The organism is Algoriphagus aestuariicola, from assembly GCF_017254835.1.
GTDB classification, from domain to species: domain Bacteria; phylum Bacteroidota; class Bacteroidia; order Cytophagales; family Cyclobacteriaceae; genus Algoriphagus; species Algoriphagus aestuariicola.
On record NZ_JAFKCW010000002.1, the window covers coordinates 590,664 to 604,495 of the forward strand.

Genomic DNA, 13,832 nt, shown 5'->3' on the forward strand with positions numbered 1-13,832 from the left:
TATTGCCCACTTCCTGCTGCGCACTGAACTACTGCTTATATACTTTTCCTTCCTTCATGACAAAATTGACATCCTTCATCACTTTGATATCCTCGTCTGGATTTCCGGAGACAGCAATGATGTCGGCGATCTTACCTGCTTCGATCGTCCCTAGTTTCGCTTCAATTCCCAAAAGCTGCGCGGCATTCAAAGTGGCCGCCTGAATGGCTTCCAGATTTGGCATCCCGACTTCGGTCATATAAAGGAACTCCCGATAGTTTTCCCCATGAGGAAATACACCTGCATCCGTCCCGAAGGCTATCTTCACTCCTTTTTTGTAGGCCCTTCCAAAAGTCTCCTGGATCTGGGCTCCGATCTGCATGGCTTTGTCCCTCACCACGGGCGGATAGTAGCCGGGAATTTTTGCGTATTCAGCGGCTGACATGCCTGCCGTCACAGTTGGCACATACCACGTCCCGGCTTCAATCATCATTTCCATCGTTTCCTCCGACATCATTGTGCCATGCTCGATCGAGTGTATTCCAGCTTTCACGGCTCGCTTCATTCCTTCATCCCCATGGGCATGGGCCGCCACATGGATACCGAAGTCCTTGGCTGTACGCACCACTGCATCCAATTCATCCTGCTGAAACTGGGGCGCGGATCCGTCGCGAGCGACAGAAAGTACGCCACCAGTAGCCGTAACTTTGATTACATCGGACCCATACTTTACGGCTTGGCGCACGGCTTTTCGGGCATCGGCATCTCCATTGATTACCCCCTCATCCGGACCCGGGTCACGCATCAGGTCACGCCTCACTCCGTTGGTCGGATCGGCATGGCCTCCCGTGGGGGCGATAGACTTGCCTGCGGTGTAAATTCTCGGGCCTACGACCAAGCCGCTGTTGATGGCATTTCGAAGGGCAATATTCACTCCCGAACCGCCGAGATCACGAACGGTGGTAAAACCAGACATCAGGGTGATTTTGGCATAGGGCAATGCCTTGTATGCGACATCGGCTTCATTATCCCTGAAGCCGTCCACGTAGCGGGTAGGACTGGTCTGACTCTCAATGTGGACGTGCATGTCCATCAGGCCTGGCATGACGGTTGATCCCTTCAGATCTATCGTCTTATCCCCCTCCCCTCCATTTTGGTATCCAGCGGATACGGAAAGGATTTTGTCCCCTTCGACGACTATGGTTTGCTCGGTGAGGACTTTTTTGGTTTTGACATCGATAAGACGTCCGGCATGGAGGTATGTTTTTTGGCCGTAGGCCGTAAGGCAAAGCAAAAGTGCTGCCCCCGACAGTAAAGTTTTCTTCATAAGGTCTAAGGATTGATGGTTGATGCTAGTCAAGATAGCCGATAAATCGAGCATTGAAAAACCGGCTGAAAAAAATGCCCTCGCTTTTCCGCTAATCTCGGGTGCTGGAAATAATAAGGCATTCGGTACTTAGGCATGGCCCGAATGTGTTGAATCTTACAGCAAGGCTTCTCCAGGCTTCAACTGGTAGCAGCGCTCATGGGGCTTAAAGCCCAGCTTTTTGTAAAACGGCTCTGCGTCCTCAGCGGCAAACAGAATTAAGCGGGCTTCGGGCGACATGTTACGCGCAAACTGGAGCATGCTTCTGCCTATGCCTTGACCCTGATACGCCTTGGCAACCGCCAAATCAGCAACAAAACACCGATAGCAGAAATCGGAAAGGCCCCTGAATAACCCAACCAAGCGACCATCAAGTCTGGCGCTGATCAGAAGATTGGATCCTTCGAGCATCCTTTTGAGGTGTTCGGGATTGTCCATCGGCCTTCTCAAACCCAAGCCTGAGTCCTCTAGGATAAAAATATACTCTTCCAGAGTAAGTCCCGTGTCCACCTGAATAGTAACCATAGCTCAAGCAACTAGGGGTTGATTCAATTTAAGACATCCTGAAGATCTGGTCTTTTTTCAAAGGTCGCCTTGGCAAAAGGACAAAGTGGAATCACTTTGACCCCCTCTTTGCGGACAAAGTCCACCAAGGCTTCGAGCATTTTCACACCGGCACCTTTTCCCTTTAAGCTTTCATCCACTTCCGTGTGCTCGATGATCATCCGCTTTGGGCCTGCCATCACGTAGACCATTTCGGCAATGCGTGCTGAGTCTTGTTCAACAAAAAAGGAGCCTCTACGTCCGTCGGACTGATGTTGGATATTCATGTAAAAATCTTTTTTATTTCTTGCGATTAAATTCTAGTGTCCCAGCCAAATATCCGCTGAGGCGGTTTTTTGGGCGTATTTTCGTGCCTGCCTGCCCCACGTTCAAGTCTCTGTCCTTCCGGTCACCAGCTTGTCATAGACTTCGTCGACAGGCTCCCAAAGTTCGATACTATGCCCATCTGGATCTAGGATATGGACAAACTTCCCGTATTCGTAGGTTTCTATCTCATCCAGAATAGTCACCCCTTCGGCTCTTAGCTCCTCCACCAATTCAAGCAGATTCTCCACACGATAGTTGATCATGAAGTCCTTTTCGGAGGGTTTGAAGTAGGTAGTATCGTCCTTCATGGGTGACCATTGGGAAAAGCCCTTTTTCGTAGGATCTTCACTGCTTCTCCATTCAAAGGTAGTCCCATACTTGTCCGTATTCAGTCCCAGGTGTTTGTGATACCAAGACTTTGTTGCCTCGGGGTCTTTTACCTTAAAAAAGATACCTCCAATTCCAGTCGCGCGCTTTTTCATAGCCTTAGGTTTACAAAATGCTCTTCAGGAAATTTCTAGCCCTTTCCAAGTCTTCCTTGGTATCTATCGCAATTGCCTGATGCTCGGTCTCAACCATTTTGATCTTGATGCCCCGCTCGATCAGTCTAAGTTGTTCCAACATTTCGATTTGCTCCAATCTACCCTTGGGCCAGGAAGTGAAATCCAATAAAAGCTCCCGTATGTAGGCGTACACCCCCACGTGCTTCCAATAGAAAATATCCTCCGTGCGCTCACGGTTGAATGGAATGGGCGATCTGGAGAAATATATCGCGTTTTTCTTTTCATCCAGCACGACTTTTACCGTATTGGGATTGTAGGCCTCATCCTCGGAAATCTTGCACATCAGAGAGGCCATCTTTACCTTTGGGCGTTCAAAGGCCGACACCAGGTCCTTTAGGGACTTGGGATCTTGAAAGGGCTCATCTCCCTGCACGTTGACAATTAGGTCCGCATCCACAGTTTCCAAAGCTTCCGCAATCCGGTCAGAACCGCTCTGGTGGGTCTTTTTGCTCATAAAGACATTTCCACCCAAGTCAAGAATCTGCCTCTCGATTTCCTTGTGGTCAGTCACCACCCATACTTCATCGAATACCCCGGTAGCAACAGAGCTCACATAGGTCCTTTGTATCACTGAGATTCCACCAAGATCCTGAATCAACTTTGCGGGAAGCCGAGTTGACGCATATCGTGCCGGGATAAGTGCTGCTGTTTTCATTTTGCTCAATATAGATGGAAAATAAAGAAAAAAGCCAAATTGGAACTTGCCTGCAAAAGGCTACTTCACAAAATGGCACCTATGTAGAAAACGTCACTGTAGTTTAAACTATCGTTTTTTAAAGTCAAGCACCTCAACGGAATTGCCTTGATTTACCGATTTGCATCTCAGGCCTCTTCAGCTCGATGAACCAAATATATAGAAAATCAGGATTTGGAAAACTGACCCTTTTCGCAGCAAAGTCTTTTTGGCAGTATCCAAGGGATTCCATCAGCCGCTTCCATTATCTTGAGAAGCTTTTCGGGTTTCCTTGAAATGAAGAACCAGCCCTTGCGCGAATTGTTTGCTCTTCGCTGGATGCAAAAAAGAAATACCCGAAATCAGCGTTTGCTGAATCCGGGTATTTTGCACTAAAAACTTCCGTAAAGTTTCTGATCAGGGCCTGTAAGACCACAAGTCTGTACCCCGTTTAAAAAACAGCGTCCCGTCTTTGCCCATTACCAGCAGTGCCGCGTCCTTGGCGAGTTGGGTAAGTTCCATCGTATTGGGATTTAGCTTAAATAGCTTTTCCCAATCTGTCCCGTAGATATTCCCATCCGGATGAAGCACCAGAAATGCGCTCCTCCAGATATGGCTTTTGAAGGGTGGAAAATCATACAGTTTCCTCGTTGACAGCACTTTTCTTCCCTTGGGGTCAAAAATAAAAAGGGTGCCATCTCCCATTCCCCAAATATTGCCATCCGGCCCTTTGATAAACCCCGTCAAAGCAGAAGCACCCTCTACAGGAACCGTTTCAAACAGGGTCTTCCCCGAACTAGGATCCCATCCGAACAATTTGGCTTCCTTGGTTTCGGGGGCTTTGCCCAGTCCTCCGGAAATGGTCGTCCCACCTAGGACATAGTCACCAACAAATGCCAAAGCTGCGATGGACTGCTTTTCAATTGGACTATCGAAAAATTTCAGCTCTTCCCTAACCAAATCGTAGGTTGCCATTGCCCCGCCCAACTTGCCGTATTCTGGGATCATTCCAAAGACCACCAGTTGACGTTCGGGGATGCTCACCTGCGCAAAGGAACGGCTTTGTCCCTCGAGTTGCCCGAGAAATTTGGGATTGCCCTCCTTCGGCTTCCATTCGCCTTTGGTATTAAAGACATAAAACTTGCCCTTGGGGTAAACGCCAAAAAATAGCTGATCCCCCTGCACCGACATCGCCTCAGTCTGGTCTAGACCTGGCAAAAAGGTATGGCTTCCAGTCCTTGGATCAAAAGTAGCGTTACCGCCAGCGAGATAGCCTCCCGACCAGATCTTCCCGTCCGGAGCGGTGAGCAAAGAGTGAATCGGAATCGGCTGGGGCGGAATCTGCAGCTTGGTTTTGTCCAGGGAATCGTCAGAGGGATCATAGGAATAAAGATTTGCCCCTGAGGTCAAAAACATAATCTTTCCATTATCAGTAATTTGAAAAGCATTCGCTGTACCAACACTTTCACCCAAGACAGTTGCTGAGGATTCGCTTGTCGAAGGATCAAAGCGCCGAAGCTCAGACTTCGCAGTATAGTAAACAGCATCCCCCGAAGCTGCTCCGGCGATTGCCCTCATGTCCATTCCTTCGATTTCCTGCTCAAACTCCCGAGTCTTGAGGTTGTAAACCAAAGTGATGCTTCCGTTCGTTATCAGGGCGAATAGCCGATCATTGCCGTCTTTTCCAGGCACTATTTCCAAGCCATAGACAAACTCATAGCTCCTAAACTTCTCCGGAAGCAATTCCTTTTTCTCCCCGGTCTTTGGATTGATTTCTATCAAGTGCGCCTGTGACCCCACTCCCGCATAGAGCAATCCTGTTTTGGGGTAAAAAGCCAGGCTTCGCACGTAGTTTTCCTTTTCTACCAAAGCTCCCTTGCCCACGTCAGAAAAACCGTCCTCGGGATGATATCTGAAGACGCGGCAACCGGGGTAAGTAGCTCCAAAAACCTCCCCATCCTTGCCGGGAGTAAGGCTCCAAAGGTAGGTTTCACCTTCCAGGGCTACACCCAGATCCTTGACCGCCTGAGTGCCAGGTTGGTGTGCAAAAAGACTTCCGTTAGCGCCCGGGGCATAGAGTGTTCCGTCCGAGGACTGCGCCAAGTCCCACGCTCCATCTGCCTTTGGAAGAGGCTGATCCAACACCAGTTTTTTGGTTTTGACATCATAGCCCAAGAGATGGGCAGGCTCTCCCCTGACTACGGTATACACCAGATCATTGCCGTTTTTGTCCTTGGCAAAGACCGATCCCTGAATCATGGAGGCGAAAAGCTGCGGACCGTGATTGGTAAAGCGGGTGGTATCAACCTGTCCTAAACTCATAAATGAGACACCCACTGATAAAATATTGAATATAAATAGTTTAACAATCTTCATTATTCTAGACTTTATTCTGTTTTAAAAATTCCCGGACGAAGGCGTCGTCGTTGAGGTGGGGATAGGCTGCGTGTACGCGACTGATTTCCCCAGCTTGTCCCGAAGAAAGAACTTCATCTGGATTTAGACACCAGATCCCTTTCAGCAGTCCCTGTCTCCTGAGCATTTCATGCATACCCGGAATACATCCATGAAAGTGATGCGCGGGATCAAACATGGCTGCGTTCACATCCGTCACCTCGATCCCCTTGCTGAGGAGTCTAGCCCAATCTGCACCTGAGCCACTTTTTTTGCAGGCTTTGACCTCGGCCAAAAGCTCGACTGCCTTCTGGGTGTACACCGCCCAATGGCCGAGTAGCCCGCCTACGAACTCTTTTTCCACCACCTTTCCCTCCAACTCAAATCTGTAAGTGGTCAAGAGGTCGGCGACGATATTGTCATCATTGCCAGTATACATCGCGATGGAGTCCCTGCGACTGCTTTCGGCCACGGCGCGCATCACATCGAGGGTCTGATAGCGATTGAAAGAGGCACATTTGATCGCCTCCACGTTGTCTATTTCGGCAAACTCCCTCCAGAATCCGTAGGAAAAAATCCGACCTCCCACGGAGGGCTGAAGGTAAAAGCCAAAAACCGGAATAATCGCCGCAACTTCTCTTACCCTATCAAGAATCGCCTCCTCCGCCCAGCCCTGCAATCCTCCCATGCTCAGCAAACCCATATTGTAGCCGTAGTCCAAGGCTAGATTTGCCTCTTTTTTCGCTTGGTCAGTTGGGCCGCAGATGCCTGCAACCTTCAGAAAGGGACGATCCAGTCTGGCCGATTCCACCTCCTCGGCTGCCCACTTCAATACCGTTTCAAATAAGTCTACACCTGGATCTCGGATCTCAAATTGCGTGGAGTGAACGCCTACCGCAATTCCTCCAGCTCCACTAGCCATATAATAGCGGCTGAGTTGTCTTTGACGCACTTCATCTATCTTACGCTCAGGTGTCAGGGCCAAAGGATGGGCGGGAATCACCGTACCGGCATGCAGATGCTGTATTAAGTCTTCGCTTAGTCTTCTCATCAGAACTTCCCTCCCCTCTCTTGAAAATGCGTGGCTTTGCCAAATTCCTCACCGCCATGTTTCAGCCAAGTTGCAGTGATATCTATGATCTCTCGGACGGTGACCTTGGGGTAGCCGAAAATCCGATGGCATTCGGAGGCATTGTTGAGCAAAGCCGTGCCGTTAGGTTCGTTGACAAACTTGGCCTCGACACCGAAAATCCTTCCAAACTGCAGGGCAATCCATCTCACAGAAAGAATTTCCGGACCGGTCACATTCAGGATCTTCGCAGGTGATTCGCAATGAAGTAGGGTACGAAGGGCTATCTCATTGGCGTCGCCCTGCCAGATCACGTTGACATTTTCGGTTCGCAGATCTATTTCCTTTCCGGCCAAAACAGACTTGGCAATCTCCATCATCACCCCGTAGCGAAAATCCACCGCATAGTTCAGCCGATAGATCAGCGTGGGGGTTTGGTTCTTTTTGGAGAAATATTCGAAAATCCGCTCCCGTCCCAGACAAGATTGGGCGTATTCGCCCAAAGGTTCCGGTGCGGTCTCTTCCGAAGGTCCTCCAGAGGTCACCGGTACAAAAGGTAGCACATTGCCTGATGAAAAGGCCACGATGTTGGAGTCTCGGTATTTCTCAGCCACTCGACCCGGCAGATAGGCATTCATCGCCCAAGTGAAGGACTCATTGCCTGTAGTTCCAAATTTGTTGCCTGCGAGGTAAATGACATTTTCCGCTTTCGGCAAGGCCTGCAGCTCGACGTCGTTGAGCAGGTCGCAGGAGATGGTCTGGATTCCGCTCGCCTCCAGCTCGGCTTTTGCTTTCCGATCGGAAAATCTGGAAACGCCGATAATGTTCTTTTTCACTCCGGCAGCCTTTGCAGCCGCAACGGCAAGCCTTCCCATACTCGGGCCCATTTTGCCCCCGATACCCAAAAGCAGAATATCTCCCTCGATTTTCGCCATGTCTGCTACCAAGTCTAAAGAAGGTATTGACAATTCTTTCTCTAACTGAATTAAATCTTTCATTGGTTTTCAATCACAATTGAACATCTGTTTTTTATTAAATGCTGACTTGAGTCAGATCACTATATCTATTTGATAAATAATTCATTAAAATTCCAAACAGCCAGACCCGTTAGTAGCAACAAGCCGACAGCTCCCGCTGCTTTCACCAAATTGGAGTTGACCCGCTGCCCCATGATTTGGCTGTCGTTCGCGATGGCATACATAGCGATACCGATAAACGGAACCAAAAAAACCGTTACACTTTGGGCGAAGATGATCAGCTCCAGAGGGAGCTTTCCAAAGATCAAAGAGATGCTCATCCCGCAGCCCATGACCAGGGCAATCAGGCTGCGCACGGCCTTTGAACTCAGTTTACTGCCAAAACCCAATGCATCGCCCAAAAGACTTCCCCCAACGGTGGCATTGCCGACCAAGGATGAAAAGGAAGCACCAAATAGCCCCGCCAAAAACAAGTGGGCTGCATAAGAACCAAATAGTGGTTCCAAAGCCTTGGACATCTCCGAGGCACTGTTGACTTTGATGCCTTGGGGATTGAGAACAGCTGCCGCGCAGATGATGACTACCATACTCATCAGACCCAAGATTAAGATTCCTGTAGCACTACGGTTTTTGGATTGGCCTTCAGTTCCGGGTTTTCGGCTTTCCTGCACGAGGTAAGCCTGATAGAATGCCCCGACAATGGAAAAGCAGGAAGCCACAAAAGCGATCAGAAGCCCAGGAGACCCAACAGGGATGGTCGGTACAAAACCGCGCACAATTCCGTCAAATGAAGGCTTGCTGAGAAACAGGGTCGTCAAAAAAGAAAACAGCATCAGTGCAACTAAGGCGATCATGAGCTTTTCCAAAGTCTTGTAAAAACTCCTGAAAAACAGCAGACTGATTCCCAGTAGGTTGAAAATCAAGACCCAAATCCAAGTCGGTGTGCCTGTGGCCTCAGCCACGGCTATGCCCACTCCGATGGAGTTCCCAGCCTGAAAGGACGTCGCCACCAGAAAAACGCCAAATCCAACCAGTACTCCGACGGGCTGACCCCATTTCTTCCTGATATGAGTCAAAAGGCTCTCCGGGCTACTAAGGCCTATCCTCGCCCCCATGTCGGTAAAAACCAGCATGAAGAAAATCGCCACCACTACGACCCAGAGGGTATCGTACCCATATTCCGCACCAAGTCGCGAGGTGATCGTCATCTTGCTCGGCCCAAAAACCAAGGCAGCAGTGATAATCCCTGGCCCCAAGCCCTTCAAGAGTTTGATTAATTTGCTTTTTGACATAGCTATCTGTTTTGTTCTACTTCACCCGAACTCACCTCAGGCGCCTGATTTCCCCAGCTCTCGCGGATGTAGCTAAGGATTTGACTTGACTCTTGGTTGGACAGGAATGCGAAGGCCGGCATTTGGCCTTTGCCTCGAACCAACATTTTCACCAATGCATCGATTTCTCCATTTACCACTTGGCTTCCTGCAAGGGCTGGATAGGTGCCAGTTAGACCTTTCCCGTCTTCTTTGTGACAAGAAGCGCAGTAGTTGATGTACAACTGCTTTCCATCCAAAGCAGAATAAGCCAATGGAACAGAAGGAATTAATGAACTGGCGTTCAATTCATTTGCAACACTTATCTTAAGTATTTTATCATCTCCAACCAACGGAAATCCGGGCTGGGGATTCCAGTCTCTATTACTCGTAGAAATGTAAATTTCTCCTTGTTGGCCCACACATACATCACGCAGTCTCCCGTAGTGATTTTCGAAAAGTACCTCCTCCTTGTCAATGGATAGTCCATTGGCGGCTAGGTGAAGAATCCGTAAGCTTTTTCCTTTTAGCGTAGTCAAAAGCAGGGAATTGCCCCACTCAGGGATTTCATCTTTCCCGTAAAAAGCCATCCCTGCAGGAGCTATAACAGGCGTCCATGAACGGATGGGCTCGATTGCCCGATTGTATTCAGCAAATGAAATTTCCTCTAGCAGATTGTGTTTTCCTTCGATTGCTGGCCAACCATAGTTAGCACCTGCTCGGATCAAGTTTACCTCATCCTCAATTGCATCTCCATGCTCAGAAGTGTAGAGCAATCCAAGATCTGAAAAAGCCAATCCTTGCATGTTGCGAAATCCCAACGCCCATACATAGCTGCTTGGATCGGGGTTGTCGGCGGGTATGCTCCCATCCGCCCCCATGCGCAAAATCTTCCCGTTAAGTTTCTTCGGGTCTTGGGCATAGCCAAAATCATGGGTATCGCCCGTCGCCCAATACAGCATACCATCCGGCCCAAATGCGAGCCGGGAACCATTGTGTGAGGTTCCACCTTCGATCTCGAGCAAAAGCTGACCACTGGTCAATCCCTCCCCTTCAAACTCATATTTGACCAGCTTGCTTGTGATGACCGAGTCCCGATTAACGGTATAATTCAGATATACAAAGGGTTGTTTTGCGAAGTCCGGATGGATTGCCATTCCCAGCAAACCGGAGGTCCGCTGTTGCCAGACGTCCGGGATCAGCAGCATGTGTTGCTTTTCTGCGGTTTGAAGATTGATCCTGGACACTCTCCCCTCCTGTTCTGCGACCCAAAGAAAGCCCTGCGAATCTACCTCCAAATCCCAAGGCACGACGAGAGAATCAGCCAGTACTTCCACCTTTAGCCCCATCTCTGTCAACCTTACCGTATCGAGCAGCTGAAGATCTGGTCTCTTCTCTTGGCATGAGACCATCCAAACAATAAGGTAAGATATAAGGGCCAGTCTACTCATTTCCGTCTCCCTTTGCTCTTTTCACTCGAATGGGCTTTGCAAAATCCGATTTCATTTCAGTTGGCAATAGGTAGACATTTCCCTTCCGATCCGAGAAATAAAGCTTGGAAAAGGATTTTTGCCGCCCATGGCCATCTGCCCAAAAGGCGAAAAACTCTCGCTGGACATTGACCGGCCTACGGGCATAGGAGTGGTTAAACTCACTATGGGTGGTCATCGCTTTGCTTTTCCAGTTCTTGCCCTGATCCTGGCTGGTCCAGAGTACCATTTCTCCCCCGGTATTGTAGGCCTGGGGCCCAGTAGCCGTCGGTCCAACTATCCTCCAATCCCCGGCCTCAGCGATATATAGGGACCCCATATCGTAGTTGTTGTCCGATTCAGTAACCGGAAGTATTTCCCAGTCCGAACCCGTAAACCTTGCAGTGTGCCAAATTCGAGGGCCATTTGCCGGTCCGGCCTCATAGCCCTTGCTGGTAACAAAGAGTATCACCGGACGTCCAGCGGCATCGAAGGCCAGATCGTTGATATATACCAGCAAACCCAAAGAAGCAAAGTCCTTGACCAATGCAGGGTTTTGAACATCGGTCAGGGGAATTTGGAGTTCCTGTCCTTGGACATTATGCCAAGTTTTCCCGAAATCCCGAGTTTCAATGTAATACAGGTTTGTTCTGAAATTCAGGCCATTATCATCATCTTTTATCGGGTGAAAATTAAAAGAGGTGCCCAGCGTATTCCCTGACTGACCGCTCGTCTGATAGTGCCCTTCCTCTACTGCTGCCAAATCTTTCCACTCGGAATAGGTCACCCCATCGGCGCTGGTCATGTACCCGATCGTTCGTCGGGGCTTGGAGGGCTGGTCAGGAATCACCTTTCGGTCATAGTGTGTAAACAGGTTAATAAAGCCGCTGCCCGGCTGATACCAAGATTGCAGGTAGGAAAAATTGTCCATGGCTACATTTTCGCCATCTACGATCTTGGTGGCATGGACTTGCTCAAATTCGGTGATGTCATAAGGTCTTTTGCTTTTGTGGACAAATGATGGTCCCTCCGTGCCATGGGCGGTGGAAAATATCCAGAGGTAACCATCTGAGTCGATATTCATGACGGGATTGTCATGTGCGTCGTCGGTTTCCTTATCCAAGACGATGGTGGGTTTGGGGACCTTACCTGTCTTGTGGTCAAAATAGGAAATCATGTGCCAAAGCGTTTCCCCAGCAGGATCCGCGCCCCCATAGCAAAAAAACGTCTTGTCTACCTCTGGTGAATAGATGGAAAATGGATAATGGTTGGCAGGATAGGTCGCCAGTCCCCCGCTGTATTTGTACACGTACTCGTCGCTCGAAGGCTGGTTGCTGTACCAGATCCCCCGATATCCGGTATCTTTTTTATTGATGATCTTTGGCTGCTGTCCAAAAAGGCAAAGCGGTAGCATGTACCCCAAAAACAGGGTAAAAAGAAAGTTTTTCATTGACAAGTCGGATGTTTTCTTAATCTAGGAAGAAGGGGCCAAAAGCTAATGCGTAGCCTGATCCAAAAACAGACAGGCCGCTTAGCTTTAAGCCCTTCAAAACCTATTTAATAGCCTGGATTTTGGGAAATCATGGCAGGATTGATGTCCACTTGGCTTTGGGGAATCGCCAAGAGAAGATGATGAGGCTGGATTCCTTTGTCAGCCAACACGTCCAAAGCACGATCGGTACGCACGAGATCAAACCAACGATGTCCTTCAAAGGCGAGCTCAACCCTTCTTTCCTGCTCCACTGCCAGTCGAAACTCAGACTGAGTTGCGATTTGTAGGGTTGGATCTTCATTGGAGAAAGATTTTGCCGGCAAACCAGCTCTAGTTCGGATCTGATTCAAATAGTCAAATGCTGGCCCGTCAGCCTCAAAACCCAATTCATTCAAAGCCTCCGCATACATCAACAGAACATCGGCATATCGCAAGACAATCCAGTTGTTGTCGCTGTCCAAATTGGCGGCGGGAGTACCGGAATACTTCACCACATAATTGTGTTCGGTGGTTTTGCCATTCAAAACGTAACTGGTATTCATGGAGGATTCTTTTCGCAGATCTCCTTCTTCGTAGGCCAGATTCATCTCAGCAGTCGGGATATTCTGCCCCAAAGGATTGCCAACGGCAACCACCGCGGTACCTGATCCTATTGGAGCAAACTGATTGGTAAAGGGGCTGCCTTCTCCACTTGAGCCGCTTTTGAACTGCACTTCAAAGATGGATTCGGCATTGTTTTCCGCCGTCACCCCAAAGATGCTTGCATAGGTGGGCATCAACGTGTATTTGGTTTGCGCGGCTTCATCGATTACCTGTTTCAGTTTCTGTGCAGCCAAAGCCCACTCTTTGCGGGTCAAATAGACCTTGCCCAAAAGCGACATCGCGGCACCTTTGGTCGCTCGACCAGCCTCCGCAGACGGGTACGTGTAGGGAAGTGAAGCCTCGGCATCCACCAAGTCGGCAATGATCTGTTGGAAAACGTCTCCTGTTCCAGTCCGGCCATATTCATAACCTTCCTGTGGATTGTTGATCACCTTAGTCACCAAGGGCACATCTCCATAGATCCGCACCAGATTGAAATACATCAGCGCTCTCAGAAATTTCGCTTCGCCAACATAGCGAGCCTTCAGCGTCGCATCCATCGCCACGCCTTCGATCTTTTCGATGACGATATTGGCAGCTTGAATACCCTGATAGTGCCCTGTCCAAGTCGTGTTGCTGATGGAGGTCACCGGCGTATTGGTAAAGTTGTCGATCGCCTGCAGGTCAGCGCCTGCATTGGGATTGGTGATCTCTGTGTTGTCTGAGCGCAGATCCCCCATCACGTGCATGGAGGAAAAATACTGACCACTGTATTGCAGGGAACCGTACACAGCGGTAAGGGCGTTGCCCATGTCTTCAGCAGTTTTGTAAAAGTTATTGCTGTTTTGCTGGGAAATCGGAGCCAAATCCAGAAAATCGCTATTGCAAGATCCGGCGGTCAGCATGACAAATGCTCCTGCGGCAATCCATATTTTCGTGTTTTTCATGTGTTTAGATTTTTTTTTTTTAAAAGGCCACATGGAATCTCGTATCTCGAAAATCAACTCTCTTGGTGAAGTTTTCTTCATACTCGATTTCATAACCATTTCAGATTAGAAGCCAACATTTAAACCAAACATAAACGTACG

The 13,832-nt window shown here is 49.1% G+C and carries 12 protein-coding genes; all 12 read right to left on the reverse strand.

What is annotated here, in order from left to right:
• Positions 1-28 precede the first annotated feature (28 nt).
• Positions 29-1,306 (reverse strand): metal-dependent hydrolase family protein, encoded by a 1,278-nt coding sequence (locus J0A67_RS09745; RefSeq protein WP_206569121.1) that lies wholly within the window; start codon positions 1,304-1,306, stop codon positions 29-31.
• Between the two features lie 156 nt (positions 1,307-1,462).
• Positions 1,463-1,870 (reverse strand): GNAT family N-acetyltransferase, encoded by a 408-nt coding sequence (locus J0A67_RS09750; protein ID WP_206569122.1) that lies wholly within the window; start codon positions 1,868-1,870, stop codon positions 1,463-1,465.
• Between the two features lie 23 nt (positions 1,871-1,893).
• The gene (locus J0A67_RS09755) at positions 1,894-2,175 is read right to left on the reverse strand and encodes a GNAT family N-acetyltransferase (RefSeq protein WP_206569123.1); all 282 of its coding nucleotides are present in this window, start codon (positions 2,173-2,175) and stop codon (positions 1,894-1,896) included.
• A gap of 102 nt (positions 2,176-2,277) precedes the next feature.
• Positions 2,278-2,697: a VOC family protein gene (locus tag J0A67_RS09760; protein WP_206569124.1), complete on the reverse strand. Its 420-nt coding sequence runs from the start codon at positions 2,695-2,697 to the stop codon at positions 2,278-2,280.
• Positions 2,698-2,707: 10 nt separating this feature from the next.
• The gene (kdsB, locus tag J0A67_RS09765) at positions 2,708-3,433 is read right to left on the reverse strand and encodes a 3-deoxy-manno-octulosonate cytidylyltransferase (RefSeq protein ID WP_206569125.1); all 726 of its coding nucleotides are present in this window, start codon (positions 3,431-3,433) and stop codon (positions 2,708-2,710) included.
• 435 nt (positions 3,434-3,868) lie between these two features.
• Complete coding sequence (locus J0A67_RS09770; protein ID WP_206569126.1) at positions 3,869-5,773, reverse strand: SMP-30/gluconolactonase/LRE family protein; 1,905 nt, start codon at positions 5,771-5,773, stop codon at positions 3,869-3,871.
• Between the two features lie 58 nt (positions 5,774-5,831).
• The gene (locus J0A67_RS09775) at positions 5,832-6,896 is read right to left on the reverse strand and encodes a dihydrodipicolinate synthase family protein (protein ID WP_206569127.1); all 1,065 of its coding nucleotides are present in this window, start codon (positions 6,894-6,896) and stop codon (positions 5,832-5,834) included.
• Positions 6,896-7,912: an NAD-dependent epimerase/dehydratase family protein gene (locus tag J0A67_RS09780; RefSeq protein ID WP_206569128.1), complete on the reverse strand. Its 1,017-nt coding sequence runs from the start codon at positions 7,910-7,912 to the stop codon at positions 6,896-6,898. Before J0A67_RS09780 ends, J0A67_RS09775 begins: the two co-directional genes overlap by 1 nt.
• Positions 7,913-7,977: 65 nt before the next feature.
• Entirely contained in the window at positions 7,978-9,183 is a 1,206-nt protein-coding gene (locus J0A67_RS09785) for an Nramp family divalent metal transporter (protein WP_206569129.1), read from the reverse strand.
• Between the two features lie 2 nt (positions 9,184-9,185).
• Complete coding sequence (locus J0A67_RS09790; protein ID WP_206569130.1) at positions 9,186-10,652, reverse strand: PQQ-dependent sugar dehydrogenase; 1,467 nt, start codon at positions 10,650-10,652, stop codon at positions 9,186-9,188.
• On the reverse strand, positions 10,645-12,120 hold the full coding sequence (locus J0A67_RS09795) for a BNR-4 repeat-containing protein (RefSeq protein WP_206569131.1): 1,476 nt from the start codon (positions 12,118-12,120) through the stop codon (positions 10,645-10,647). Before J0A67_RS09795 ends, J0A67_RS09790 begins: the two co-directional genes overlap by 8 nt.
• 107 nt (positions 12,121-12,227) lie before the next feature.
• Positions 12,228-13,691 (reverse strand): RagB/SusD family nutrient uptake outer membrane protein, encoded by a 1,464-nt coding sequence (locus J0A67_RS09800; RefSeq protein WP_206569132.1) that lies wholly within the window; start codon positions 13,689-13,691, stop codon positions 12,228-12,230.
• Between the last annotated feature and the right edge of the window lie 141 nt (positions 13,692-13,832).

Coding starts and splice junctions, on each gene's coding strand:
- J0A67_RS09745 (WP_206569121.1), bottom strand. CDS start 1,306: ATGAAGAAAACTTTACTGTCGGGGGCAGCACTTTTGCTTTGCCTTACG.
- J0A67_RS09750 (WP_206569122.1), bottom strand. CDS start 1,870: ATGGTTACTATTCAGGTGGACACGGGACTTACTCTGGAAGAGTATATT.
- J0A67_RS09755 (WP_206569123.1), bottom strand. CDS start 2,175: ATGAATATCCAACATCAGTCCGACGGACGTAGAGGCTCCTTTTTTGTT.
- J0A67_RS09760 (WP_206569124.1), bottom strand. CDS start 2,697: ATGAAAAAGCGCGCGACTGGAATTGGAGGTATCTTTTTTAAGGTAAAA.
- kdsB (WP_206569125.1), bottom strand. CDS start 3,433: ATGAAAACAGCAGCACTTATCCCGGCACGATATGCGTCAACTCGGCTT.
- J0A67_RS09770 (WP_206569126.1), bottom strand. CDS start 5,773: ATGAGTTTAGGACAGGTTGATACCACCCGCTTTACCAATCACGGTCCG.
- J0A67_RS09775 (WP_206569127.1), bottom strand. CDS start 6,896: ATGAGAAGACTAAGCGAAGACTTAATACAGCATCTGCATGCCGGTACG.
- J0A67_RS09780 (WP_206569128.1), bottom strand. CDS start 7,912: ATGAAAGATTTAATTCAGTTAGAGAAAGAATTGTCAATACCTTCTTTA.
- J0A67_RS09785 (WP_206569129.1), bottom strand. CDS start 9,183: ATGTCAAAAAGCAAATTAATCAAACTCTTGAAGGGCTTGGGGCCAGGG.
- J0A67_RS09790 (WP_206569130.1), bottom strand. CDS start 10,652: ATGAGTAGACTGGCCCTTATATCTTACCTTATTGTTTGGATGGTCTCA.
- J0A67_RS09795 (WP_206569131.1), bottom strand. CDS start 12,120: ATGAAAAACTTTCTTTTTACCCTGTTTTTGGGGTACATGCTACCGCTT.
- J0A67_RS09800 (WP_206569132.1), bottom strand. CDS start 13,691: ATGAAAAACACGAAAATATGGATTGCCGCAGGAGCATTTGTCATGCTG.